Source organism: Hymenobacter sp. UV11 (assembly GCF_004684095.1).
Taxonomy (GTDB): Bacteria; Bacteroidota; Bacteroidia; order Cytophagales; family Hymenobacteraceae; genus Hymenobacter.
In genome coordinates this window covers 63,577-87,048 of the sequence record NZ_SRII01000015.1, presented here as the reverse complement: position 1 = coordinate 87,048, position 23,472 = coordinate 63,577, and the positions used below count along the sequence as shown (strand labels likewise).

The 23,472-nt window shown below is 56.9% G+C and carries 21 protein-coding genes and 1 pseudogene; 17 read left to right on the top strand and 5 right to left on the bottom strand.

The genetic code is table 11. From position 1 onward, the window contains the following. Window positions 1-786 precede the first annotated feature (786 nt). From E4631_RS22335 to E4631_RS22320, 4 genes are all read left to right on the top strand, one after another. On the top strand, window positions 787-1,254 hold the full coding sequence (locus E4631_RS22335) for a hypothetical protein (protein ID WP_133657237.1): 468 nt from the start codon (window positions 787-789) through the stop codon (window positions 1,252-1,254). A 56-nt stretch (window positions 1,255-1,310) separates the two neighbouring features. After that, on the top strand, window positions 1,311-2,810 hold the full coding sequence (locus E4631_RS22330; protein WP_166648053.1) for a type VI secretion system contractile sheath protein TssC: 1,500 nt from the start codon (window positions 1,311-1,313) through the stop codon (window positions 2,808-2,810). Between the two features lie 52 nt (window positions 2,811-2,862). Further along, the gene (tssD, locus tag E4631_RS22325; RefSeq protein WP_133657236.1) at window positions 2,863-3,276 is read left to right on the top strand and encodes a type VI secretion system tube protein TssD; all 414 of its coding nucleotides are present in this window, start codon (window positions 2,863-2,865) and stop codon (window positions 3,274-3,276) included. 230 nt (window positions 3,277-3,506) lie between these two features. Beyond that, on the top strand, window positions 3,507-4,913 hold the full coding sequence (locus tag E4631_RS22320) for an ATP-binding protein (protein WP_133657235.1): 1,407 nt from the start codon (window positions 3,507-3,509) through the stop codon (window positions 4,911-4,913). A 122-nt stretch (window positions 4,914-5,035) separates the two neighbouring features. Here E4631_RS22320 and E4631_RS22315 read toward each other — a convergent pair whose 3' ends face one another. From E4631_RS22315 to E4631_RS22300, 4 genes are all read right to left on the bottom strand, one after another. Then, window positions 5,036-5,482: an SMI1/KNR4 family protein gene (locus E4631_RS22315; protein WP_166648052.1), complete on the bottom strand. Its 447-nt coding sequence runs from the start codon at window positions 5,480-5,482 to the stop codon at window positions 5,036-5,038. Between the two features lie 11 nt (window positions 5,483-5,493). Further along, complete coding sequence (locus tag E4631_RS22310) at window positions 5,494-5,907, bottom strand: HNH endonuclease (RefSeq protein ID WP_133657233.1); 414 nt, start codon at window positions 5,905-5,907, stop codon at window positions 5,494-5,496. A gap of 86 nt (window positions 5,908-5,993) precedes the next feature. Next, the gene (locus E4631_RS22305; RefSeq protein WP_133657232.1) at window positions 5,994-6,749 is read right to left on the bottom strand and encodes a hypothetical protein; all 756 of its coding nucleotides are present in this window, start codon (window positions 6,747-6,749) and stop codon (window positions 5,994-5,996) included. A 109-nt stretch (window positions 6,750-6,858) separates the two neighbouring features. Continuing rightward, complete coding sequence (locus E4631_RS22300) at window positions 6,859-7,275, bottom strand: DUF4157 domain-containing protein (protein ID WP_205704295.1); 417 nt, start codon at window positions 7,273-7,275, stop codon at window positions 6,859-6,861. A gap of 315 nt (window positions 7,276-7,590) precedes the next feature. Here E4631_RS22300 and E4631_RS22295 point away from each other — a divergent pair, with 315 nt between their 5' ends. The 7 genes from E4631_RS22295 to E4631_RS22265 all read left to right on the top strand — a co-directional run bounded on the left by E4631_RS22295 (window position 7,591) and on the right by E4631_RS22265 (window position 15,440). Continuing rightward, the gene (locus tag E4631_RS22295) at window positions 7,591-9,291 is read left to right on the top strand and encodes a type VI secretion system Vgr family protein (RefSeq protein WP_133657231.1); all 1,701 of its coding nucleotides are present in this window, start codon (window positions 7,591-7,593) and stop codon (window positions 9,289-9,291) included. A gap of 1 nt (window position 9,292) precedes the next feature. After that, complete coding sequence (locus E4631_RS22290; RefSeq protein ID WP_133657230.1) at window positions 9,293-10,399, top strand: hypothetical protein; 1,107 nt, start codon at window positions 9,293-9,295, stop codon at window positions 10,397-10,399. Window positions 10,400-10,451: 52 nt separating this feature from the next. Then, on the top strand, window positions 10,452-10,754 hold the full coding sequence (locus tag E4631_RS22285; RefSeq protein ID WP_133657229.1) for a PAAR domain-containing protein: 303 nt from the start codon (window positions 10,452-10,454) through the stop codon (window positions 10,752-10,754). A 118-nt stretch (window positions 10,755-10,872) separates the two neighbouring features. Beyond that, on the top strand, window positions 10,873-11,727 hold the full coding sequence (locus E4631_RS22280) for a TssN family type VI secretion system protein (RefSeq protein ID WP_166648051.1): 855 nt from the start codon (window positions 10,873-10,875) through the stop codon (window positions 11,725-11,727). A gap of 12 nt (window positions 11,728-11,739) precedes the next feature. Further along, window positions 11,740-13,020 (top strand): type VI secretion system baseplate subunit TssK, encoded by a 1,281-nt coding sequence (gene tssK / locus E4631_RS22275; RefSeq protein ID WP_133657227.1) that lies wholly within the window; start codon window positions 11,740-11,742, stop codon window positions 13,018-13,020. A gap of 12 nt (window positions 13,021-13,032) precedes the next feature. Next, window positions 13,033-13,482: a GPW/gp25 family protein gene (locus E4631_RS22270; RefSeq protein WP_133657226.1), complete on the top strand. Its 450-nt coding sequence runs from the start codon at window positions 13,033-13,035 to the stop codon at window positions 13,480-13,482. 32 nt (window positions 13,483-13,514) lie between these two features. Continuing rightward, window positions 13,515-15,440 (top strand): hypothetical protein, encoded by a 1,926-nt coding sequence (locus E4631_RS22265; protein WP_133657225.1) that lies wholly within the window; start codon window positions 13,515-13,517, stop codon window positions 15,438-15,440. Window positions 15,441-15,485: 45 nt separating this feature from the next. Here the strand turns inward: E4631_RS22265 and E4631_RS22260 are convergent, their stop codons facing one another. After that, window positions 15,486-16,415, bottom strand: a complete 930-nt coding sequence (locus tag E4631_RS22260) for a type VI secretion system baseplate subunit TssG (RefSeq protein WP_135318640.1) — start codon at window positions 16,413-16,415, stop codon at window positions 15,486-15,488. 100 nt (window positions 16,416-16,515) lie between these two features. Between E4631_RS22260 and E4631_RS22255 the strand changes: the two genes are divergently transcribed. The 6 genes and pseudogenes from E4631_RS22255 (at window position 16,516) to E4631_RS22235 (ending at window position 23,270) form a co-directional block, all read left to right on the top strand. Continuing rightward, window positions 16,516-16,974: a hypothetical protein gene (locus E4631_RS22255; protein ID WP_133657223.1), complete on the top strand. Its 459-nt coding sequence runs from the start codon at window positions 16,516-16,518 to the stop codon at window positions 16,972-16,974. Window positions 16,975-17,011: 37 nt separating this feature from the next. Continuing rightward, window positions 17,012-17,491, top strand: coding sequence for a type VI secretion system TssO (gene tssO, locus E4631_RS22250; protein WP_133657222.1), 480 nt, complete (start codon window positions 17,012-17,014; stop codon window positions 17,489-17,491). After that, a pseudogene (locus E4631_RS27100) lies at window positions 17,491-17,805 on the top strand (PKD domain-containing protein); the annotation flags it as partial. The gene tssO and the pseudogene E4631_RS27100, both read left to right, overlap by 1 nt. 225 nt (window positions 17,806-18,030) lie before the next feature. Continuing rightward, entirely contained in the window at window positions 18,031-18,417 is a 387-nt protein-coding gene (locus E4631_RS26660; RefSeq protein WP_240735172.1) for a hypothetical protein, read from the top strand. Further along, entirely contained in the window at window positions 18,414-20,723 is a 2,310-nt protein-coding gene (gene tssR, locus E4631_RS22240; protein WP_317129143.1) for a type VI secretion system protein TssR domain-containing protein, read from the top strand. Before E4631_RS26660 ends, tssR begins: the two co-directional genes overlap by 4 nt. Before the next feature lie 48 nt (window positions 20,724-20,771). Next, window positions 20,772-23,270 (top strand): ATP-dependent Clp protease ATP-binding subunit, encoded by a 2,499-nt coding sequence (locus E4631_RS22235; RefSeq protein ID WP_133657219.1) that lies wholly within the window; start codon window positions 20,772-20,774, stop codon window positions 23,268-23,270. The last annotated feature ends 202 nt before the right edge of the window (window positions 23,271-23,472 follow it).

Genomic DNA, 23,472 nt, shown 5'->3' with positions numbered 1-23,472 from the left:
TAGTAGCTAGACGAAGCTCGTCGACTCGCTTTAACATAGAAGCCAGCAGTATTTACATCAAAAGCTCAGCTAATCGCTGAGCTTTTGATGTAAATACTGCTGGCTTCTATGTTAGTGATGGGGCCTTTATTGGACTAAATTCTAATAGTAATCAATAATTTACAGAGGGATTCATGGAGTTTATAGCAAAAGGGGGCATGTCATTCACCCTTCTGCAACGGTTACATTCCTTTCTCTGCAGAACACTATCTGTCTGGTTTCATACAAATGGGGCCGGAAAGTGTACACGGAATTACTGTTACCCAATACGACGCGCTACTAAGCATAAACAGGCATATCAACGACTACGATAACGTCCACGTGGAATCATTTTCGAGTCACTTCAAAGTGGAAATACACTATGGAGGCAGCTTTCCTAGTCTAGCTGAATCTAAGCTCGAAATCAGCTGCCACGTCGCTTAGCACAATGCTGTGCGCCAGTATTCTGCGCTTGGCTACCACACGCAGAATATCTTCGAAATTCAGCTTCAAGTTCCGTGTCAACGCAATGCGGTACACGGCAGATGAAGGATCACTGAAATAATAATGCAAGTATACCTACCCATACCAGTAGAGGCAGAGTGGCTATTTAGACAGCACCCGACACTATACTATTGTTTTATAAAGAATTTTTCAGTAAATATTGTAATAACAAGATAAAATGGGCAAGTCTCTTATTTTTATAGCCTTACAACAGTTATTATTGCCCGCACATTTAAGCGTTCATCCTCTCATCCACTTCACGTTATGTTCGAGTTCGAAATTGGCGGCAATGAAATTCCGCCTGAGGCATCCGAAGGAATCAGTCTTATTCCGAACAATCGCTCCCTGCTGGCGCTGGGACTAACAGCTGAGCCAGCCGACACCCCAGAATTGGTGTACGGGCTCAAAACAGTGGATGATGTATTTAAGCGGTTCCAGCCTAGCGTGGAAGTGAAATTCACGGCCGCCGATGAGAGCACCACGACGGAGGTATTGAAGTTTGCCAATCTGGGCGACTTTCAAGCCGTTACCCTGGCTAAGAACAGTGACTTTCTGGGCCGGATGTCGGTGAACCGGGAGGAATACAAAAAAATCGAGGTGCAGCTGAAAACGGACAAAACCCTGCAGAAAGTCTTGGGAGATACCAAGGCCAAGGCAGAGATGCTGGTCTTACTCCGAGCGCTGCACGCGGAGTTGCAGCTCACCATTACTCAGGACCAAGTGGCTGAGTAGCAAATCGAGAATCTATCTGGTAATCCTTTCAAACTTAGCCTAGCTCATCTGCCATCATGCCCAGCCCTCAGACAAGTCCTGAGTCCAACGACCAGCTACCCGATAACAACGCGGCCGAGCCTCGAAAGGGCGCCGCAGCCGGCGCAGCCACCTCATCTGCCACCGGTGCTGGCGCGGCCACTGCCGAACCCGCCGAGCAGGTGCAAGCCGTCAAAACCTTGAAGGAACTCAAGCGCTACGGGGGGTACTCCTTCGTGGAGCGCGTTATCGACGATATCCGCAATATCAGCCCCGAGCGGGAGGCCCGTAAAAAGATTTTTCAGACAGAAGGCAAACTAGCCGACAAGAAAATGCTGGCCCAGCGGCTAGCTACTTGGATTGCGCTGCTCGAATCGGATAAAACGGTAGAAGAGCTGCAAACTGAGTACGAGCAGAAGGCGCAGGGTGAAAACAACCTCTACCGCGACAACTTGGCCGCCGCCATGGAAAAGTCGAACCCGCTGGAAGCAAACTACCGGGCGATGTCACTCTTTTATAAAAACACGGAGCTAGACAAGGTGCCGAACGTTACGGTGCTGAATGCCTCCATCGAGCAGCTCGCGGACCTTGATAATCCACTGGTATTCGACGCTATCGCGGCTGAGTTCAAGCAGAAATACGACCGCCTGGATTTGCGCGAGAACTACTCGCTGCTGGTGATGCCGGGCTACCTGGGCAAAAATTCCGTGCTGAGCAAATGGGCCAAAATGGCGCACACTAACAAGGTGATGCTGCTGACCGATTTCGATAACCAGGAGAGCGGGGAGGATACCGCTGAGCTATTTGCCACGTCTAACCTGACGGGCGGCGATCTGTTTCGCTCCAACGTCATTATGACTTGCAACTGGTTGGTGGGCCGGGGCAAAACGCAAATCGTGGTGGGCAAGAAAAACAACGCGCTAGGCGTGGAAGTCGACGACACGCAGAGCGTGGAAGCGCAGGACTTGTTCGTGCCACCGTCAGCGGCGCTGGCTGGCAAAATCTATTACACGACGATGTCGCAAGTGACGGCGGGCAAGAAGCACGGCATGCTCAATGAAGTCGACGCTACGCGGTATCCACTGCTGAAAAGCGAGCTGTCTACGCTGGAACGCTTGGGACTGGTGCCCATGGTGAGTGAATACGGCCAGGTAATGGCCTTCTCCGGTAAAACACTTTTCAACGGCGATAACCTCGGGCTGAAGACCTACTCGGTAGTGCGCGTGTTTGACTACGTGGTGAAAGTGCTATTTGATTTTCTCAACCGCCGCGCTTTCGAAAACTGGAACTCGCAGATTGAAGCAGATTTGCGGGGACAGATTGTAAATTTTCTGGACAGCATCAAAGGCCCTAATAAGTTGATTGAGAAGTTTAAGATTGTGCGCTTCGAGCGCGACGACAAAATCAAGGACCAGATTTACCTCGATATCCGGCTCACGCCTTATTTCCCCGCCAAGAGCTTTGTGATTCGGCTGGATGGGCGCAAGGGGGATGATGTGGAAAATCCCGCTTGGGCTTCTGATTACAGCGAAGCTTAATAGTCATCTTCCCTAGAGATTCCCTTCACCCACCTTATTCAAAAATTAGCTCATGGCACAGGAAAAATTTCAAGCTGTCCTAACTGGCCCTGACGGGGGGCCTTATCAAGTCACTTCGTGCAGCGTTTCATTTCAGCGCGACACGGGTTCCGACGGCCGGCCATCTTCCATGGTTTACGGAGGCAGCATCGCGCTCTCGGCCCTTACGACGGCCGAATCAAAGTTGGTTGAGGCCATGATTAACGCGCAAAATAAGCCCATTGCCAGCGGTAAAATTGATATTACCACCGCCCAAAATGAAGGTATTTACCGGACCATCGAGTTTACGAACGCTTACATTACCAGCTACCAGGAAGCCTTTGACATGACGGGGGGCAGTGAGTTTTCATGCTCGTTCAACATATCGGCCGAAACGATAACCGTGGGGAAAGCCAAACTTGACAACAAATGGCCTACTAAGAGCTAGAGGCTAGCTAAGCTTGCGCAAACAGTGAATTACTGGTCTCCAATAATTGGTTTTTTGCTGCGAGAGCGGAAGCTATCATTAAATTGCCTATAACCTCTTAGCTAACAAAAAGGCCCTCATTAGCAATGCTACTGGGGGCCTTCTTGATTAAGAAGATACGTCCGATAAAGCTTATTCACTTTACTGCTCACTACTATCCTCAACAGTGGTAAACCCTGTGGCTCCTTGCTATGCATGCACTTACTCTTTTGCCAAACCAAACGTCGGCTATCCAGGCTTGCAGCCAAACAATTCACACCGAACTGACCTGGCTGGAGCTTATCATAGATACCCGTCTCAAGTTATACTTCCAGACGAATTGCGACTATGAGACCATCGAGGCCGTGCCCCTACCCGACCTGAGCGCGGATACCTCCCCCTACGCCCAACTGGTGCGCGAACACAACTTGAACCCGACCGACCGACTGGTAATGATACTGGCGTTGGTGCCCCACGTGCGGCCACAACTGCTGGACTGTTTTTTCGTGCGCAACACCGCCTACGACCGGGGCTTTACTGAATTTGGGGGCGTGAAAGGCAAGAACCACGGCGGCTTTCTGCCCACCGGCGAAACGGCCCTGTTCCTGCTAGCCGGCGAGTACCTGCCCCGGCGCATTAACCTCCAGACCCACCTGCTACACGATTCGGCCCTGTTCCGGCGCAACATTCTGCAGCTAGGCGTGGCCGAGGCCGAAGAGCCTGCCCTCAGCGGCCCACTGGCCCTCACGCCCGACTATGTGGCTTACCTCACCACCGGCGAGCAGAGCAAGCCCAACTTTAGCCCCGACTTCCCGGCCAGCTTGGTGCGTACCACCATGCAGTGGGACGACCTGGTGGTGGATTTCCAGATTATGAACGAAATCATGGAAATAAAGGCCTGGATTGAACACGGCGATACTATCCTGGGCGATGCCCACCTCAAAAAGTACCTCAAGCCCGGCTACCGCGCCCTATTCTACGGCCCGCCTGGCACGGGCAAATCTCTCACGGCCGGCTTGCTGGGCCACTCCACCGGCCTCGACGTGTACAAGATTGACCTCTCGATGGTGATATCGAAGTACATCGGCGAGACGGAAAAGAACCTGGGCCGGGTGTTCGACATGGCCCAGAACCGCCGCTGGATACTCTTCTTCGACGAGGCTGACGCCTTATTTGGTAAGCGCTCCGAAACCAACTCCTCCAACGACCGCTACGCCAACCAGGAAGTAGCCTACCTGCTCCAGCGCATCGAGGATTTCCCTGGTGTCATCATTCTAGCCACCAACTTAAAAGATAACATCGACGCCGCCTTTGCCCGTCGGTTTCAGTCTATCATCCATTTCCCAGCTCCTAATGCTACCCGCCGCGCCCGGTTATGGAAGCAAGCCTTTAACGGGCCTTATGAATTAGCAAAAGATGTGAATCTTGATGTATTAGCTGAGAAATACAGCATCGCGGGCGGGGCCATCATTAACGTGCTGCGGTTCTGTGTATTATTATCAGCGCAGAATAAACGAGCTATTCGGCAAGATGATATTTTAACGGGATTAAAAAAAGAGTTTTATAAGGATGGCAAGACGTTAGAGGAGATAGAAAAGGAAACAGACAAACGGAAGTGATGATGGCTAAGTTATTTATCGTTAATTGTTTTGAAACGGATTTTCCGACTTTAGCTTGAAATTTAAGCACACTAACCTTATTCATATGGCTGTCGTTTATGCCAATAAATTAGCATATCAAACTAATTCTCAATGAATGAATTAACGAAGTATTCAAAATCAGGAGCTACTAAAACGCAATTAGAATCTTTTATTGAAAGATGTGTCTGAGGTGTGCTCTCATGCTGCCAGAAGAATATCTTTCCATAATTAAACTTATCAGTAGCAATGCAAAATAAATTTCCGAAAGGGTCAACAGCAATAGGCAAAGCTCCTTTTGGAAGGTGTCGTGAATACTGTTGATATATAGAAAGCAGACTGCCAGATGCGCCATGTATGCCCAAAAACCATCCTACTGCCTCTTCTCCACCACTAATTGTTTTTACGAGATGATACAACGGTTCCCCTCCGTTTGTTTCAATCAAGAAATGCTTATAATCTACCGGCAAAGTTATACCTAAATTATTTTCAACCGCAATTACTTGAGACGAATTAATTAGAGCATATATATTTTTAATTTTCGGCTTCATGTCTTTAGGTTTTAAACGTAATCCATACCAGGATGACTTTGTTTCCATTGGTAAACGCCTCCATGATGTCCTGCCAGATGATGTTCAACCCGAATAAGATACATTGAACCCTTATTAGTTGTATGGTCATAATCATGGTGATGATGCCAAACTTGTCCTGCAGGAGCAGCTCCAAGAGCAGCAAAATCCAAGTTTCTCGTGCCGCGATAGACAAATCCCCTTACAATACTGAGACAGCAAGTTGCAGGACAATGCAGTACCTGTTTGCCAAGAGTCGCATCATATACCAAGCTTGTTGTATCTGCTGCACCTGGAACAAACCTTTCAGGTGGCTGGCCCCTACCTATTCTATTAGGACGGTCTGCTACAGCTGCAGCCATTTCCATATCGGCTATTCGTGCGCTGTTTCTTACTGGTTTAGACATTTGGATATACTATATAGTTGTTAAAAAACTTGAAGATTAAAATCTTAATCCATAAAATGCCTTTCTTTATAAGTAAAATAAATTATTTATATGTTAATCTTCTTTATATGTTTGATATGCATAGCGGGAATTGTTTGTGTTGTGCATAGCTCTATTTGGCTGATACTTTTAGCAAACTTGTATTCAGTGTCTGAGAAAGGAATAAAATCGTGATATTCGGGCATTACAAACTCTACAATTGCAGATTTTCCATCAATTATATTTCGTGCATAATCTCGAGCGTTTGTCTCACTATTAAAGAAGAAAATGTTCCCATGCGAATTGAATTGCTTGACTGTCTTTAAGGCTATCACCTTATCAGTGTCGCCAAATTCAGCCTTAAAACCTTCATGCTTAATCTGCGCAACGTCATCTTGCTTCACAGCAGCGTAATAACACTTGTTTCGGTCGGTTTCCTGGTAAACAGGCAGATTTACTATCTCAGTCCCAAAAACAGAAATTTTCGGCCCAAACTCGATGCCGAGGAAATTATACTTGCGTTTGGTGCTCACGCTGACCGCCTGCTCTACTTGGCGCCAGCCTACTTGCTGTATGGTTCCTTGTGGCTCGGGCTGCTGCCCAAGGGCCAAGATGGGGGCAGTGAGACGACCGTGGATATCATCGGGCGGGGTTGCCTGCCCGTGAGCCAGGGGCGCACGGCCGGGGCGGTTGGCATCGGCCAAGCGGGCGCTGTTGCCGACAATGTTTTGCCAGGCAGAAGCAGACCCCGCCGCATACCGGCTGGCCGACTGTGACAGCGCGACGGCGCGGGCAGTAGGAACGGGCGACATTTGCTTTTTCATCGGAGGCATGGGTGAGCTAGGGTAGAAAGTGGGCCCGATACGGGGTGGGGTTAACGGCTGGCTCGCATGCCCAAGAGGTCGGCTTCGCGCTCTAGGCTGCGGTCGTCGTTCATAGACATGCGTTTACCTGCAGGGTGGGCCGCACCCGGCCCTGCTTTTGCTGTACCACGTGCCAGGCTTCATGCGCCAAGCGCCGCTCCTGGCCGGGTTCCAGGTAGATGTCGGTGCCCTGGGCGTAGACGTGGGCGTTTACTTGCACCGGCTTGCGGGAGTTATAGTGTACTCGCACACCATCGAGCGAAAGGCCGGACATCTTTTCCATCGCGGCGTGCAGCTTGTCAGGTAGGCCCCCCTTGCGTTGCACTACCGCTGCCTGCAACTGCGCCGCTTGCCGGAATTGGCTCACCTGACGGAGGCTCTGGTCGAGCCGCGCCTGCAAGACGCTGGCCACGCTATCATGGCCGGAACGAGCCGCGCTGCCCCGGCTGGCGGCAATGGAAGCAGAACGACTGGCAGACTGACGCATAGCAGTTTACAGAAGGCACTGGAAAGGTACGGAGTTTTAATCAAAATATGTAAGATTGTAATACAAATAAGTTTTTTTAGTACATACATAGAGAAGCTGATGGTGTGCAGATTAGCTTAGCAACCTCAGGCAAGCTGCAAGCTCTTTAGCAAATTCCTGCCAGGTTGCTGTAAAGCCATTTTCCGAAAAGCACGAAACGCGGTGTTACCTAAGTAGAATCCGTACCGGCCTGTTTCGCAGCCTCACGAGTGGCTAAGCGTGCCACCCAGCACCATGCTACCGCAGGTGTAATATCCCCCTCCAACGCCCCAACCAATGGCCTCCTCCAGCTTCACTAAAAAAACGACCATCGCGATTGAAGGCAAGGCCATTGCCGACTTTGAGGGCCTGACCATCAGCCAGTCGCTACACACCTACCACGAATTTGACTTAATATTTTTAGCCAAGCAGGTCGCCGACTGCACCGCCCTGGTGGGCAAGCCCCTGCGCGTAACCGTGGCGGAAGATGACGGCAAGGGCACCCCGTTTGAATTCAACGGCATCGTGGCAGAGGCGGAGCTAGTGCAGCGTAACCTGCGGGCGCCGGCGGCGGTGCTGCGCGGCTACGGCCGCCCCTACGAGCTGGACAGCGTGCCGGGCGTCAGCACCTACGCCGAGATGAGCGCCAGCGATATCGTAACCAAGTGCCTGGGAGCGTACACCGGCCCCAAGGACGTGAGCCCGCCGGCCGGCCCCGCGCACGTGCTGCCCTTCGCGGTGCGCTACCAGGAAACGTACTGGAACTTCCTGCGCCGGCTGGCCTACGACTACGGCGCCTGGCTCTACTACGATGGGCTAAAACTGCACTTCACGGCCACCCCCGGCAGTTCACCCGTGGAGCTAACCTACGGCCTGAACTTGAACCGGCTGCGGGTGGGCAAACGCGGGGCGCCGAAGTTTGTGAGCCAACTCGACTATTTCCCGCTCGATGGCACCGAGGCCGCGTCGAAGAGTCCGGCCAACGCGACGTTCTTTGCGGCCGTCACCGAAAACGCGCTGCCCGGCCCCCGCCAGGCCCTGACCGCCGCCGATGTGGGCGAGTTCGTAGTCAACCGCGGCAATAGCTACGGGGCCGACAGCAGTTACGTGACCGGCGAGGCCGAGGTGCCGGGCATTAGCATCGGCACCACCGTGCGCATCAGCAACCCCGAGGGCGAGGGCGCGCTGGGCGACTTCAACGTGGTGGAAATTACCCACCACATCCACCCTAAAGAGGCTTATCGCAACGCGTTTCGAGCCATCCCGGCGGCCATGAAGGCCATGCCCATGGGGGGGGCGTTGACCCGGCCCCGGGCCGAGCCTCAGTTAGCCGAAGTCACCGATAACAAGGACCCCCGGAAGCTGGGCCGGGTGCAGGTGCGGCTGCTTTGGATGAGCGCGACCGATAAAAGCCCCTGGCTGCGCGTGCTCACACCCCACTTCGGCCTCGACTCCAAACAAGCCAAAAACCGGGGTTTTCTGTTCGTGCCCGAGGTAAAGGACCAGGTCATGGTGGGCTTTCAGGACGGCGACCCCGAGCGGCCGTTCGTGTTCGGCAGCATGCCCCACGGCCTGAACGTGGCAGTGGCCGAGCCCGTGAGCAAGGAGCACCATATCAGTGTGAACAGCGGCACCACCATCACCTTCTTGGATACCGACACCAAGCACGAGCTGCACCTGCAGGTAGATGATAAAAACCTGATTACGCTGGTAGTGGATAGTGGTCAGGGCACCATCACACTGGCCGCCAGCAAAAGCATCGTGCTGAAAGCCACCCAGGAAATCACGCTCGACGCCCCCACTATCAAGCTTACCGGTACCAACGTCACCATCACGGGCTCGGCCAAGACGGCCATTGCCGGCGCGGCCGTGGAAATCAAGGCCGATGCCGAGTTAAAAGCTGAAGGAACCATGGTGAAAGTAGCGGGCAAGGCCCAGACCAGCATGGAAAGCTCCGGCATAACGGTCGTGAAGGGCGCCATCGTGATGATTAACTAAGATGCAGCCCGCCCCGCAACCCATCGTGCTCGAGCAGCAGGTGCTAGCCGCCCACTGGGACGCCTTCTACGCCGCGCCTACCCTGCGCCTCGCCCGCTGGCTGAGTAGCGAAGCGGACCGCCCGCTGCTGCGCGACTACTTGCTAGGGAAGTGCGCCGGTCCTCAAGCACTAATATGGCCCGAAGCGGGCAGTACCCGGCTGCCCACGGCTCCTGACGACCAAGTCAAAATTATCTGGCTGGACCCCACGCGGCCCGATGCGGCGTCCTGGCTGCGGACACAGCTAGCTGAGCAGGGCCCGCATCGGTTCATCGCGCTGGAAGACGTAGCCCAGCAACCACTAAATCAGCTACCCCGTTGGTTCCCGTCTCAGATATTAACCGTGGCCCCCGATGTGTCGATGCGCCGCCTATTGCTCTATGTCGCCAATGCTGGGACCGATGACCAACCGGAAAGCCGCTTTCAGCGGCAGTTTCGCCAACTTGGCGAGGCTATTGCCGCGGCGGATGAGTCAGCCATAGCCACGGCCGCCGCTACCTGCTTGTGTACGTGTCCCGAGCTCACCGGCGGTCCCCTGGCCGGCCCGGCGGCCGAGGTCACGGTGCGCCAGAGTTTGGCGGCCTACTACCAGGCCCGCAAGCAGCCCGGCGTCGCGCTGGCGCACCTGCTGGCCGCCCAACAGTCTTTAGCGCGGGCAGAGAAAGACGTCACGGTAGCCCAACACCAGGACGAGGCAGTTTACGAGGCCAGCTGCCGGGCCATTGGTCGGCTGCGCATCCAGCTGTGGCTAGCGGAAGCCGCCGCTCGGCCGCGCCGCGAAGCGCTGGGCGTGCTGCAGCAGGCAATGGCGCTGGCCGAGCACCTCACGGCCGAGCCGCTGGGCGTAGAAGCCGGTCGCCAACTGGGCGACGCGTTGCGCCGGGCGGGCCCGGCCAAGGCGGCGCAGCAGGCCTACCAGCGCGCCTTGACAATGGCCGAGCAGCTGGGCCCTGACCATCCGCCCGCCTCGACCCAAGCCGTGGGCGAAGCCTGCCTCCGGTTGGCCGATACAGCCCTGGCCCGGCAGGCCGTGCGCCAGCGCCTGGCGCAGCTTGGGGCGCTGGCGTAGCGGGCAACGGCCATTACATGCCTTTATTTGCTAGCTCATATAGTAGCTGCCCATGCCTCCCGCCATTCGCCTGACCGACATGCACGTGTGCCCCATGCTTACGCCGGGCGTGCCACCCATCCCCCACGTGGGTGGCCCCGTAACGGGGCCGGGCTGCCCCACGGTACTTATTGGCAGCATGCCCGCCGCCCGGGTGGGCGATTTAGCTACCTGCGTGGGCCCGCCCGACACGATTGTCAAGGGGTCGGCAACAGTGCTGATTGGCGGGGTGCCCGCCGCCCGCTTAGGCGACCTGACCGCGCACGGCGGCACGCTGATGGGCCCGGGCTGCCCCACGGTCATGATTGGGGGGTAGGCTGAAACGTATCGATTACTTTGCGCACGCCTATCCGGCCCAATACCCACCCAGGGGTGAAGTACTATCTCCGACTACCCGTAGCTTTCCACTTCTACCGAGCTAACCCGAATCCGGGATGTTATCTGCCGCTTTTTTTTACCAGTACCTCCTGCTGCCCCTGCTAGCCATGGTGCTAGCGGTGATCGTGCTGGTCCTGAACCACCGCCGGGGCTTGCTCAGCAATAGGCAGTTGGGGCTGCTAGTGATAGCGTGCTGCCTGCCTATGGCTTTAGCGGGTCTATTAGGGTCACAGCAGCTACGCTTTATGCCCTGGCTCTACTGGCTAGCGCAGCTGCTCTTGCTGCTTGGTGGCGGCGTGTTTCTGTGGCATTTACGCCAAGTGCTGGGGGAAGCGGAGCAGCTAAGCCCCTTTGCTTACGCCTTAACGGGTCTTATTTTAAGCCTGGGCTGCTTTCTGTTCAGCGTCGTATTTGACTACTGCAGTGAGTTAAACTATGGCCTCTGGGCCGCTACGTGCCTGCTGCCGTTCTACGTGCCCCTGCTCTTTGCCCAAGCCTACGCCCGCCTGCTGGCCATTCCCGACGAGGTGCGGCAGGAGTGGTACTACTCACCGCAGCGGCCGAGCCTGAGCCTGGACCACAGCAACGCCTTTCGCCTGCTCATTGTAGGAGTGGAGCTCGAGCGGCAGCCCGGCGCTCCGCATTCGCGGCTGAAGGCGAAGGCTAGAATTGCCCCGGATATGCTGTTTGGCGACTGGTTTCAAAGCTTTCTAAACGACTATAACCACAATTTCCCGGAAGCGCCTATTTATACGGGCCCCCTGAACGGGCAGCCCTGCGCCTGGCGGTTTTACGTCGCCAGGCGCGGGTGGCTGCGGCGCCGGCGCCCCATCGACACGGCCCTGACCGTTGCCCGCAATCAGCTCAGTGAGCGCTCCACCATCGTGGCTACGCGCCAACCCTTCTCCTAACGCTGCCCCCTCATGCTGATTCCAAGAAAGTACTTCGCCGTGAACTGGGTTCACGGCATGAAGCTTACCGAGCGCCACTTGCTGGACGCGGACCTGCACCTGCAGGATATGGTCCGGGACGCGCTCTCGTTGAGCCTGACTTCCTATAATTTTGGCTTGCTGCCCCCTTTCCCGGGGGCTGGCTCTTCCCTGGATATCTCCCTGGAGCAGGAGCCCGGGGGCGTTCTGCTCGTGCGCGTGCAGCGCTGCAACGCCGTCACGGCGGGTGGGTGCCGGATTAGCATTGATGCCGAGTCCGCGGCGCGCAGTGGCCACGTGCTAACCCAGAAGCTGCACGTGCAAGAAGAAGGGGCAGTGCCGGACGAGGCGGCTTCGTCGACTGCGCTCACGTACCATGTCGTGTTGCGGGTAAATCCTTTTCAGCAGGTCGCCATCGGGGTGCCGGACCTGGAAGAGTCCCCGCTGCGCCATCCCTACACGGAAGCGCGCTACGAGCTGTTCGTTGCCCGCGCGTCGGATCCGGGGCAGGCTGCCGGGGCGGGTAGCCTCGTGCCCGAGCAATTGGGCGGCTTCGAGCTGGTTGTGGGGCGCGTGCAGCAGCAGGGCGGGCAGTACCAGATTGACGAGACGTTTATTCCCCCGTCCGCTTCCATGATGAGCCACCCCCGGCTCGTGTACTACCACAAGCGCTTTGAGCACATGCTCGACAAGCTGCGCAACGACTCGCTGGCCCTGGTAGCGGCCATTCGGCAAGGACAGCAAACGTGGCCCTTGGCGCGCAACATCGAGTTTATGTCCATCAAGCTGCTCGAATACCTGGGCCAGGTGCTGTTCAATTTTCGCAACCAAGACCGCTACCAGCCGCCAGTGACTATGCTGGACCACTTCAATAACCTGGCTAGCCTGCTGCAAACCAGCTTGTACTGCCTGGTAGGAAGCGAAAAACAGGCGGTGCTCGACTACTTCTCCGACTTAACAGAGTTTGCGTACCAGAGCCAGTATGGGCACCTGGCCGACCAGGTGTCTACCCCGAAGCGAGTGGGAGCGCTGGAGCTGGAGGCCATGCTGGAGCAGTTGGTTGCGCTGGATTACAACCACCAGGAGATTAGCAAGTCCATGGAATTAGCGGACCGGTTCCTAGTGGTGCTTAGCACCATCTGGGATAGGCTCAACAAGGCCGACTCCGTAGGCCGCCCCGTCAACATGCCTTTCCTGGTCCAGCAGCTGCCCGGCGACCCCGACGAGGCCAGCACCTCCGGCGGCATAATAAGTCTGCTCTTTGGTCGCAAATAAGTCCCCATACCCATGAGCCATGCCTCCCGCTTTTACCGCTACCCCCTGAAGGTGAGCCTGCTCATGCAGCCCCTCGGGGCCGCCGCTCACCCTACGGGCGACCTGGGTACTTCCGTCAAGCAGCTCTTGCACCTGCTGCTGCATACCCGCCTGGGTCAGCTGCGGAGCGCGCCCGATTTTGGCTGCGCCGTGTGGGAGCTGGAGTTTGACCACGCGGTGAATCGGCTGCAGTGGGAAAGTACGCTGACGGATTCGCTCGTAGCCGCCGTACAGCGGTACGAGCCCCGCCTCCACGCGCCCAGCGTGGAAGTGGAGCTGACGGCTCCCGCTGCCCAGGGGGGGAGCCCTGCGCCAGTCATGGCCCGGTGGCGGGCGCGCATCCGCATTCGGGGAATCCTGGGCTCTACCCAGGAAGCCTTCGCGTACGCTACTGAGCTGCACATCGGCCCGCTGGCCACGTAACTATTCGCCCACCTTCGTTCCCTCCACGGCTCATGCCCTTTAGCGACCAGCGCCACGAGTTTACCCAAGCCGCCATCGAGCGCCGCATGCGGGCCCACGTGCAGCAGCTCTGGGGCGTCAACGCGCTGGAGGAGCTCGACCCCTTCGTGCGGCTCATGGTGCAGGCCCTGGCCCGGGAGCTGCACGACATCGGCGATAAGTTTATCACGGCCGAAACGGGGCTGCTGCGGCGCCTGGCCGCCTTGTTGACGCCCGTGCCCTTAGCGGCCCCCCAGCCAGCGCATGCGCTGGTGCAGGTGCATCCCGCGACGCCTACGGCCTACCTGAGCCCGACCGAAAGTCTGTTCGCGTATCGCCGGGTGGCCTCCAAGCCCTATGGGGAGCTGGATGTCAACCACAATACCTTTCTGAGCGCAGTAGATACGGTCAAGCTCTTTGACGGGCGGATTGCCTGGCTGGCGGCGGGCCAGCGCCTGTACGCTGGCGACCCGTCCCCCGGCAGCGCCAAGGCCGGGAGCCCCGCCTTCCGTACGGAGCCGGGCCGGGCGCTGCCCGCCTATCACATCTGGCTTGGGCTGGAACTCCATCCGGCGCTCGTCTCGCTTGACCGCCTGAGCTTTCATTTCGAGCTGCCGCCGGCCCTGGACCACCACCCCGACTACTATTCCCTGCTGGAGTTTAGCGAGTGGGCCTGGGCGCACAATAGTCAGCCGCTGCACGCGCAGCCTGGGCCGGGCTATAAGCTGGCGCCGGAAACCAACGCGCTGCTCAGCGACCAGGACCAGAATTTTCAGCAGGAACAGGTCGTAAAAGCGGCCTACCACGCCCAATTCATGCACCTGCAGTGGGCCGCCGGCATGGAGCTGCCGCCGGCAAGCTATCCGCCGGAATTTGAGCAGGTGTTCCCCCCCGCGGCGGCCCAAGCGCTGCAGCCGCAGCCGCTGCTGTGGGTACGGGTAAAGCTCGCCGCCCACTTCAGCGAAGCCTTGCTGGACCAGGTGCAGGTGCGCCTGAATGTAGTGCCGATGCTCAACCGCCGGCTGCACCGGCTCCGCTACCGCACGCGCGAAATGCACAACATCTTGCCCCTGCCCCTTGGGCCGCGGGAGCTGTTTCTGGCGGTGCAGACGCTCCTCGACAGCCAGCAGCGCATCCTGGCCAACCGCTCCCTGCAACCGGGCAGCGCCGCTGGGCCCGGCACGTACTTCGTGCGCCAAAGCGGGATTGAGCGCTTTGATGCGCGGGATGCGCGCGAGCAGTTGCAGGCGTTAAGGGAGGTAGTGCGCGACGAGGCGGTCGCTTTTGCGGCCTACGGGCAGGACCGGGTGATGCTCGAAGCCCAGCGGCTGAACGCCCAGATTGACAACTTGCAGCGGCTCCTGGAACAGCAGGAAGGCAGTAGGGCGGAGTTACCGCACTACGTCATCGTAGCTCCCCACGCCGATGCCGACGCGCTGGAAGTGCGCTACTGGGCCAGCGACGGCGCCCTGGGCAATGACGTGGCCGCGGGCACTCCCCTTAAATCCTACGATATCTTTAGCCTAGTCAATGAGCGCACGCTGCTGCTCACGCCAACCAGGGGGGGGCGCAACCGCTTGGAAGCCAATGACCAGCTGGAGGCCTATCGCTACGCGCTGCTTAGTCAAAACCGGGTAGTGACGCTGGAAGATGTGAAGGCCTTCGTGAAGGCCCGGCTGGGCCCCTTGGCGCAGCACATTGTGATTCGCAAGGGCTACGAGGTGAGCCTGACTCCCGGCCAGGGCCTCCTTAGGACGGTGGAAGTGGTCATAACGCCCGCTTCCCCGGCTACGGGACTCCGCACGGCCTCTGCCGCGTTGGACGCCCAGGCCTGGACGATGCGGTGCGAAAGCCTGGCCGCTGAGCTACGCCGCCACGCCGGCCCGCTCGTCCCCTACCGCGTGCTGTGGACCCGGGACTTGCCGACGACCTCTAGCTAAGGAAAGCGGGAGGATGCGTTGCGCTTCCCCTGGCGTGCCAGTGACTTAAGCTAAGTAGCTGTTATAGCCCAGGTAGATTGGCTGCGCTGCGGGGGAGGGGAGGGGGTCAATGTCAATGAGCCAGACTACCTCCGCCGAGGCGGGCACGAAGTACGCCAGCAGGGCCGTAAGCAGTTGAGTGGCCGTTCCGGCGGGCAGAAACTCGGCCGTCCGCCCGGCGGGCACGGGGCCCACGGACAACTCCAAGGCCTGGCTTTCATCCAGGAAGCGATTGCCAATGATAAGATCAACGCCCAGCTGCCCTTCGCCTAGGCCACGTAGTCCCGCGCTGGGAGCCTCCTGCAAAACGGGGGGGCGGATGCGCAGCGTTACTGGGGCCTCTACAAAGGTGGTTAGTAGCTGGCTGACCTGGCTTAAATCACGGGCAATCCGGCTGATGAAGGGCAGGAGCTGCGCGAAAAGGGCGGCTAAGGGGGGGGGCAGAATCCGAATAATGGGCAGGAGGCCCTCGAATTCCGTCAGCAGATTTTCGCTACTTGTCAGCTGCTGCTGGTACGGCAGTAGGCGCAGGTAGAAGAGCTCGGTATCAAAGGGCTGGAAAAAGCGTCGGGCTGCTTCCCGTTCCGCCTGGGCCAGGCGAAACGTCGCTTTCACCGCCTCGGGGCTTGAGTCGGCCGAATGGGCCGGCGGTAGCTCGTGAAACAGTAGGGAAGGCAATTGGTCGTAGAGTCCTTCGCGGGGGGCACTGAACTGGTAGTAAGCAGGGTCCCCTAGCCAAGCTAGCGCGGCGTCCGAGGCATAGGCCCGGGAGTGAAGACCCGTAGGATGGAAAATAACTTGTTCAAGCGGAACGGGCGCTTGGGGCATACCCGCCTCCAAAGTCAGCTCGCCAGCTAGTAGTAGCGTGGCTACTAGTTCGGCGCGGTAGGCTGGAAGTAAGAGCTGCCCGGCGGTGGCGGAAGGAGAAGCTGGCAAGGAGGAGGGTGATGGCACGGAAATAATAAATAATACTATAATTTAAGGAAAGAAAAGGATAACTTAGGGCCAAAATTCTCAGCGCCCCTATGCTTAAGCTATGAAGCTACTCAACGGTCAGGCCATTAGGAAGGCCTACGCACGTTTTCTGCGCAGCTTTCTTTTTTTACTCCTGAGTCTGATTTTACTGGTACTTAGTTTTTTTCATACGCGTAGCTTGCAAACTCAGGATTTAGCCTACAAACAACAACAGCTAGAAGCCATTTTCGTGGACCAGCGGGCGCTCAATCAAAAAATAGACGAATTGTACCTGAGCTTAAATAAATTGGATATGAACGCCTTATCGAATGAGACGCAGACCAAGGGAATTGCCACTGCGAAAAGTGAGCTGGATGCGCTGCTTAAAAAAATGTCGAAAGAGCATGGTCCCGCTGCCTACGTCGTGCATTCCGAGCTCCTGAGCCAGCTGCACGAAGTAATTGCCCTCAAAGATTCAGTCTACAAAGCCAACGAGCGGCGGGCGTACATGCAAGAGGAACTGCGCTTTAGTAAGAAGTAGGCAGCCGCCTAGCTAAAATAGTAACCGCATTTTTTACGTGAATAAAAACCGGACATTATTCGGCTATTTGCTGACGGCTAGCCTTCTTTTAACGGGCATAGCTGCTTGGGCCGTGTATCCACTCTTTGGTTCCGCTAAACCAGCTAACGTTCACGCAGTGAATATTCGCCAAGGCCAGGCGCTGCTAAAAATCGAACGCGACTCCCTGCATTTGTTGGATTCGGCCTATTGCCTTATTAAATCCTATAAACCAGATAGGCAAGCCGACTTTGTAGAAACGGACATTCACAACCGAATTACTGCGGTCAGCATGATGTGGAAAGAAACCTCGGATAACAGGATCCGGATATTTCGAGTATTTGACCTAGCGGCGAAGTTCTACCAAATGCTGTATGATGATAAAAAGATTTTGCAGGCGCGAAATAAAAGCAATGAGTTGCTCAAGCAAGGCATGGAAGTGTATGCACCGCTCTCCGGTGCAAAAGGCCCGCTGATAAAGCCCTTACCACGGCGCTAATGCTCGACTTTATTTCCAGCAAATGGCTATTGGCATTCGCCACGTTTAGCGTCTTGGCGGGGCTACTTGTCCTGCCGCGCTATTATGCTGCCCAGCCTACCGTTGCCGCTAGTCTCTACCCGCTGGGGGTGAAAGTGGGCGAGCCAGTGGCCTTTGTGGACAGCACGGCTGATGCAGTAAACTGGCGGTGGGAGTTTGGTAACAAACACCGGGAAACTGCTGCGCGGGGTAAGTATGCCTACTCAAGCCCCGGAATATACCTCGTTCGCCTTACGGCCACTACTAAAGATAGCCGACACTACTCCCGCACATTCCAAGTGCAGGTGCGGTCAAACCCTCCTCTTCCCAGCCTGCGAATAGTTGGACCAGATACCTGCTACCAAGAGGAGCAGGTGGTTTTCCGCACAACGGGCGGCCGGCCCGTCCAATTTCGGTGGGACCCCGGCAATACTACTGCTGGCGCGCGCATTGTACGCAATGAGCCAGTGGCCATTTTTTCGTATAAGGTACCGGGCAGATATACAGTTACCTTACACGTAATGCAGCAGGGATCCCAGCCACTACGTTGGGATTCGCTCACGCAGCAAATACAAGTAAAAGCACCGATTTGGGTCGCGCAGCGCCAAACGACGGCACGCGCGCGCGCAGACTCCCTGTCGATAGTCAGTGATTTTCAGCGTCAGCTGCAGCGCCTGGCCAATGGCTACCCCTTCAATGCGCCCTATCGCTACCTGCTCACGAAGTACCTAGCCCAGCAGCCACCGTCAGCCGTATTGGCCAACGGGATGCCCCAGCGGGATTTTTATTCGTATTGCATGGGCCTGCACCTAGTCAAGGGCTGGCAAATAGATTCCGTTGCGGTAAGTCGCAAGCCGAATACTGGCAGGGTAACGAAGCTGAGTGTCGTGCAGCACCAGGCGCCATGAGGATAGCGGAGCGAACTTGCTTGCTCGTGTGGCTTCTAGTGGGCATGGCGTGTGCTGCCAGGGCCCAACTGCCCTTATTTGCCACCATCCAATCCCAACCCGCAGGCAGGGCCCAGAACGGCCACACGCCGTGGATTGTGTATTCTGACCGCGCCAATAATCCTACCTACCAGCGGCCTGGGCTGGACGAGCGCTTCAAGCAGATGCGCTTTCGGGAGGCATTTTACGTCCTGGCTGAGCGGCAAGGATTTCTCGAGCTGATACGCTACGACCCCACCCTAGGCCCGGGCCCGTTTTACGCACGCCGGCTGCTAAAAAATCGCAAAGCCGCCGTGTACTACGGCTGGGTCCCCAAAAGTCGGCTCCTGCTGGATAATCGGGTAGCCCCTACTCTCTATTGCGCGGCGCTAGCTAACTGGAGCATGCTCCGCGACTCCGCGCAGATGCTCCGGCATGACAGCCTAAAGCTAGCCGCTAGCCCCGACTTTACGGGCGCTACGACGGCCAAGGTGAAGCTCTACGACTTGGTCTACATCTATAAACGCTCCGATTCCGGCCAGTCGGTACTGCTGGGAAGAGCCGACTGGTTTCCTGCCGATAGCGCTCAGCACCACTTACTGGGCTGGGCACCCCTGGTGGCGGTGCAGTCTCTTGGCCAGGGACAATTTCTGGAGCAGAAAGAGCAGGCCGCTGGCTTCGACTCCCCGCCGCTTTATGGCCCTGCGCAGCAGGTGCTGGCAAAGCAGGCAAATTCCTTGGAACGGCTGCGGGCCTTCTCCACCGTTGCCTGGAGCAGCACGCTACCAAGGTTGCCTATCCTTAGCGGCGAGCAACGGGTAGGTAACTCTGCGGGGTGGCACTTGGGGGTGTTAACGGAGCTGCTATCCGAAAAAAATTCGGTGCGAACAGTAAACGGGGGGCTACTCACGGTGGCGCAAGCTACTGCCTACCGCCAGCAAGCCCGCCGGTTCAACCTAGTGTATGTAATAGAGGGGGGGGCGGAAATGAGACCGTTCTGGGGGGAATTAGTCAATACCATGCAGACTACTGCCAGCCGGTGGCACATAACCCCCGAGTTTGACCCACTGCGCCTAGGGGCAGTCTTCTACCACCAGGCCCGCTCCACCCAAGATAGCTTACCGCTGACTACTCAGCCGAGGCTGCTTATCAATCAAGTTATTCAGCATCAATCACGCCAGGCGGCTACCGGCCGCTCCTTAAGGCAAGCTATTGCGCAGGCGTTGACTATATTCTGCGGTCACGAGGGGGAAAATAACGTGGTCATAATAGTCGGTATTAATGGGGATACTTCCGACAGGGACTTGGCAGCAGGTATATCCAACAGCCTGCTGCAGGCTACGGGCGCTCGCTTTCTCTCTTTTCAGGTTCAGGCCAAAGCGCCCTTAGATCTGGTCGCCAACAATTTTGTCCTTCAGTCCCAAGTACTGTTAAGCCAGTCGGCTGAGGCGGGTAGCGTTACGAAGCAGTCCCGGCTGGTTAGTCCCGAGTCCCTGGTTGTGGGGCCGCCCGTTTTGCTAGGTCCCGGGCCTGTGCCCTACAATGTGTATCAGCTAGCCTTTCCCAAGCAAAGCATGGTACCTGGCTGGGTGTTATTTCCGGCCAAGAATCAATACTTGCCTTTTAGCCTGCTTCAATCAGCTACTGATAGCTTACTGGCTCAGATGCGCGCGGATGTGCAGCAAACGCAAGATGCTATCGACCATGCTTTTCTGGCAATGCTCCCGCTGGGTGGTCAATTTCACGCACGGGTAAGTCAAGTGCTCACGGCCCAGGGCGAACAGGCGGCAAGGGGCCCCACGCCGGCGCTGGTAGCCTTGCGCCAGTACCCATTCTATTCGTCTGTTTATACACGTCCACTGGATAGCTTGGCGGCTTTTAGGCAGGTCCGTTGCGTCACGCCCGACACCCATGCCGTCATTGGACAATGGCTGGATAAATTAGCCGCTGACGACGTGGAGCCTACAAAACCGGTCGATCGGCAGCGACTGGCGAGCTTTTTCAAGCAATTAAAAGATACGAGGGGCCGCGCGTTAGCTGATACCTCCTCGCTGGCTCAGGTAGTGAGTGCGATCGTTGGGCTACCGGTAAAGCATCCTTTACTGCGCCAGTTATCCCTGAAAACCTTGCGCTCTCCGACTAGCTTGTCCGCTGACACGTGGCAGCAGCTGTTGGCCGTCTTACGCGCGCAGCGGGCTGCCTACTATCTAGTGCCCACAATTCCTAGTCAGCGCTTTACCTCCAATGGCCAAACGTACTATTGGCTTCGGGAGGACTTGTTTCAGTAGCAGCGCTTTTCCTTCTTTTCTTATTTCTGAGTCTTTCTCCTAAATCCGATGTCCCCGTCCATTCCGCTTCCTGATAGCATTGAGGATGCCCTGCGCGTGGCCCGGGCGTTGGCTCGGGAGCAAAGCCATGAGCGCTACTCGGCCGCGCATCTACTCCGCGCCCTGCTGCAGCCTAACTCCCCCGGGGCTGCCTTCCTTGCCACCCTGCATAAAGATGTAGCTTACTTGCGCGACTGGGCTGACGTGCGGCTGGAAGATATGCCCCGCGTTGCGCCGCCTCCGGCTGAAATGGTGGGCGATGCTGCCTTAGTGCGCGTGATGGAGGAGGCCGACGCTATCCGGCAGCGTCTGGGCCTCGATCAAGCCCATCTGGTGTGCGTACTAGCGGCGCTGACCAAGCCCCATGTGGGCTTTTCACCCCAGCAGCTGCGCTCGCTGCCCTTGCAGGAGCGCGACCTGTTGGCCCAGTTTATCAAGGAGCCACTGGCTGCGGCCGACCTACCCATGGCGCATAGTAGTGACCCCTCGTTGCCAGTTGGAGCCATGGGTGGGGCCCTTCGCGCGTATTGCCGCGACAAAACCGACCAGGCGCGACGGGGGCTATTCGACCCCGTTATCGGGCGCGAGCGGGAACTGCGCTTAATTATGGAAATCCTGGGTCGGCGCAGCAAGCCCAACGTGCTGCTCACTGGCGAGCCAGGAGTAGGGAAAACGGCGCTTATTGACGGCTTAGCCCAGCAGCTGGTCACCGGGCCAGTTCCTTACTGGCTGAAAGGAGCCGTGTTACTTGAGCTAGACCCCGGAGCGCTGCTGGCGGGTGCCTCGTACAAGGGCGAGGTCGAAGAGCGACTCAAAAATGTGCTCAAGGAAAGCAAGCAGTTGGAGCGGTGCATTCTATTTATCGACGAAATCCACGTCTTATTTGACCCCAAGGGCGCGGCCGGTAATGGCGCGGCCAACTTGCTCAAGCCAGAGCTAGCCCGCGGCGAACTCATCCTGCTCGGGGCCACTACCCGCGATGAGTATCGCAGATTTATTGAGCCCGACCAGGCCTTAAGCCGCCGCTTTGAGCTGCTCAACGTAGAGGAGCCCACCGTCAGTGTTGCCGAGCGGATGCTGCACGGCTTGGTGCCCGCGTACGAAAACCACCATCAACTCACCGTAGCGGAGGACGTGGTACCAGAGTGCGTGCGCTTAGCCAAGCGCTACATCAAGGACCGTCGCCTGCCCGATGCCGCGCTCGACTTGCTGGACCGCACCATGGCCGCCATTCGAACCGTGACCGAGATTGCCAGTGCCGACATCGTGTCTTTCCGCACGACCCTAGACGAGTGCGTGATGGCTGAGCTAACCCCAGCCGAGCGACTGCAGGAGTACCGCTGGCTGGACCAACAGCTGCAACAGCAGACCAGTCCCGTGCTGATGGGGCAGTGGCAGTCCATGGTGGATGCCGATGAGTTGACCACCCCGGAAAACTTCTTAGCTTATCTGAGTGAAAAGCTTAATTTTTTGCATGAACTGGCCACGTTGCGCCAGAAGCATGTCACGCGCACGGATTTAGCAGCCGTAGTTGCCTATAAAACCGGCATTCCCATGGGCCGGGTACAGGAGCGCGAAAAAGAGAAGCTACTCGCTATGGAAGACCACCTCCGCCAACGCGTAGTGGGCCAGGATCATGCCCTAAAAGCGCTTTCTGATGCCATCCTGGAGTCCCGTAGCGGGCTACAGAAAGCGGGCCAGCCAATTGGTACTTTTTTCCTGTTGGGGCCTACTGGCACGGGCAAAACGGAGCTATCGAAGTCACTAGCTGACTTTCTGTTTAATGACGAGCAAGCCCTGATTCGCTTCGATATGTCGGAGTTTAAAGAGGAACATGCGGCGGCGCTGCTTTACGGGGCGCCGCCGGGCTACGTAGGCTACGAGGAGGGAGGGCTGCTTGTCAACCGTATTCGCCAGCAGCCTTACGCCGTAGTGCTCTTCGACGAGATTGAGAAAGCGCATACTTCCATCTTCGATGTATTTCTTCAAATTATGGATGAAGGACGCTTGCACGATAAACTAGGCAAGGAGGGTGACTTTACTAATGCGCTACTCATTTTTACGTCTAACCTGGGTAGCGAGTGGATTAGCGAAAAGTTCAGGCAGGGACAAGCGCCAGATTCCCAGCAGTTGCTCGAGCGGATGAGTAACACGTTTCGGCCGGAGTTCCTGGCGCGCATTACGGAGATAGTGCCCTTCAGTCCCATTAGCGCGCAGCATGTAGAGCGCATCTTCGACATCCAGCTGCAGCAGCTTATTGAGAGTCTGCACCACCAAGGTATCCGGCTGGATGCCACCGCGGCAGTTCGGCAGCAGCTGGCTCGTAGTGGCTACTCTCCGCAGTACGGCGCGCGACCACTGGCGGGGGTAATTCGCAATCGCCTGCGTCGACCCATCTCGAAGATGATTATCGCCGGGGAGCTGACGGCCGGCGATGTATTAGGCGTCGATTGGAAGTTTCCCGATAGTGTAACCTGGAGTATTACTACGGAAAAGGAGAGTAATTAATGCTGGCAGAACTCGCAGCTAGCTGCATGACGTAAATAATTACTAGCGAGCGGCTAAGTGTGCTTCAGTTGGGCATCGCGCTAACCTGCTGCATACCCCTAATAGCTTAATTCAGTGCTAATGAGGTGGTCCAGTAAAAACAGACAGTAGCAAGTCTTGTCTTCCACTGCCCACGCCCGACAAACTTCTTTCAAGCGCCCCG

What these genes read in the sequence shown, in the direction of transcription:
- E4631_RS22305 (WP_133657232.1), bottom strand. Translation starts at nt 6,749, where the DNA reads ATGAAAAAGCAAATGTCGCCCGTTCCTACTGCCCGCGCCGTCGCGCTG.
- E4631_RS22280 (WP_166648051.1), top strand. Translation starts at nt 10,873, where the DNA reads ATGTTATCTGCCGCTTTTTTTTACCAGTACCTCCTGCTGCCCCTGCTA.
- tssK (WP_133657227.1), top strand. Translation starts at nt 11,740, where the DNA reads ATGCTGATTCCAAGAAAGTACTTCGCCGTGAACTGGGTTCACGGCATG.
- E4631_RS22285 (WP_133657229.1), top strand. Translation starts at nt 10,452, where the DNA reads ATGCCTCCCGCCATTCGCCTGACCGACATGCACGTGTGCCCCATGCTT.
- E4631_RS22295 (WP_133657231.1), top strand. Translation starts at nt 7,591, where the DNA reads ATGGCCTCCTCCAGCTTCACTAAAAAAACGACCATCGCGATTGAAGGC.
- E4631_RS22265 (WP_133657225.1), top strand. Translation starts at nt 13,515, where the DNA reads ATGCCCTTTAGCGACCAGCGCCACGAGTTTACCCAAGCCGCCATCGAG.
- E4631_RS22330 (WP_166648053.1), top strand. Translation starts at nt 1,311, where the DNA reads ATGCCCAGCCCTCAGACAAGTCCTGAGTCCAACGACCAGCTACCCGAT.
- E4631_RS22290 (WP_133657230.1), top strand. Translation starts at nt 9,293, where the DNA reads ATGCAGCCCGCCCCGCAACCCATCGTGCTCGAGCAGCAGGTGCTAGCC.
- tssD (WP_133657236.1), top strand. Translation starts at nt 2,863, where the DNA reads ATGGCACAGGAAAAATTTCAAGCTGTCCTAACTGGCCCTGACGGGGGG.
- E4631_RS26660 (WP_240735172.1), top strand. Translation starts at nt 18,031, where the DNA reads ATGCAGCAGGGATCCCAGCCACTACGTTGGGATTCGCTCACGCAGCAA.
- E4631_RS22335 (WP_133657237.1), top strand. Translation starts at nt 787, where the DNA reads ATGTTCGAGTTCGAAATTGGCGGCAATGAAATTCCGCCTGAGGCATCC.
- E4631_RS22235 (WP_133657219.1), top strand. Translation starts at nt 20,772, where the DNA reads ATGTCCCCGTCCATTCCGCTTCCTGATAGCATTGAGGATGCCCTGCGC.
- E4631_RS22310 (WP_133657233.1), bottom strand. Translation starts at nt 5,907, where the DNA reads ATGTCTAAACCAGTAAGAAACAGCGCACGAATAGCCGATATGGAAATG.
- E4631_RS22315 (WP_166648052.1), bottom strand. Translation starts at nt 5,482, where the DNA reads ATGAAGCCGAAAATTAAAAATATATATGCTCTAATTAATTCGTCTCAA.
- E4631_RS22320 (WP_133657235.1), top strand. Translation starts at nt 3,507, where the DNA reads ATGCATGCACTTACTCTTTTGCCAAACCAAACGTCGGCTATCCAGGCT.
- tssR (WP_317129143.1), top strand. Translation starts at nt 18,414, where the DNA reads ATGAGGATAGCGGAGCGAACTTGCTTGCTCGTGTGGCTTCTAGTGGGC.
- E4631_RS22270 (WP_133657226.1), top strand. Translation starts at nt 13,033, where the DNA reads ATGAGCCATGCCTCCCGCTTTTACCGCTACCCCCTGAAGGTGAGCCTG.
- E4631_RS22300 (WP_205704295.1), bottom strand. Translation starts at nt 7,275, where the DNA reads ATGCGTCAGTCTGCCAGTCGTTCTGCTTCCATTGCCGCCAGCCGGGGC.
- E4631_RS22255 (WP_133657223.1), top strand. Translation starts at nt 16,516, where the DNA reads ATGAAGCTACTCAACGGTCAGGCCATTAGGAAGGCCTACGCACGTTTT.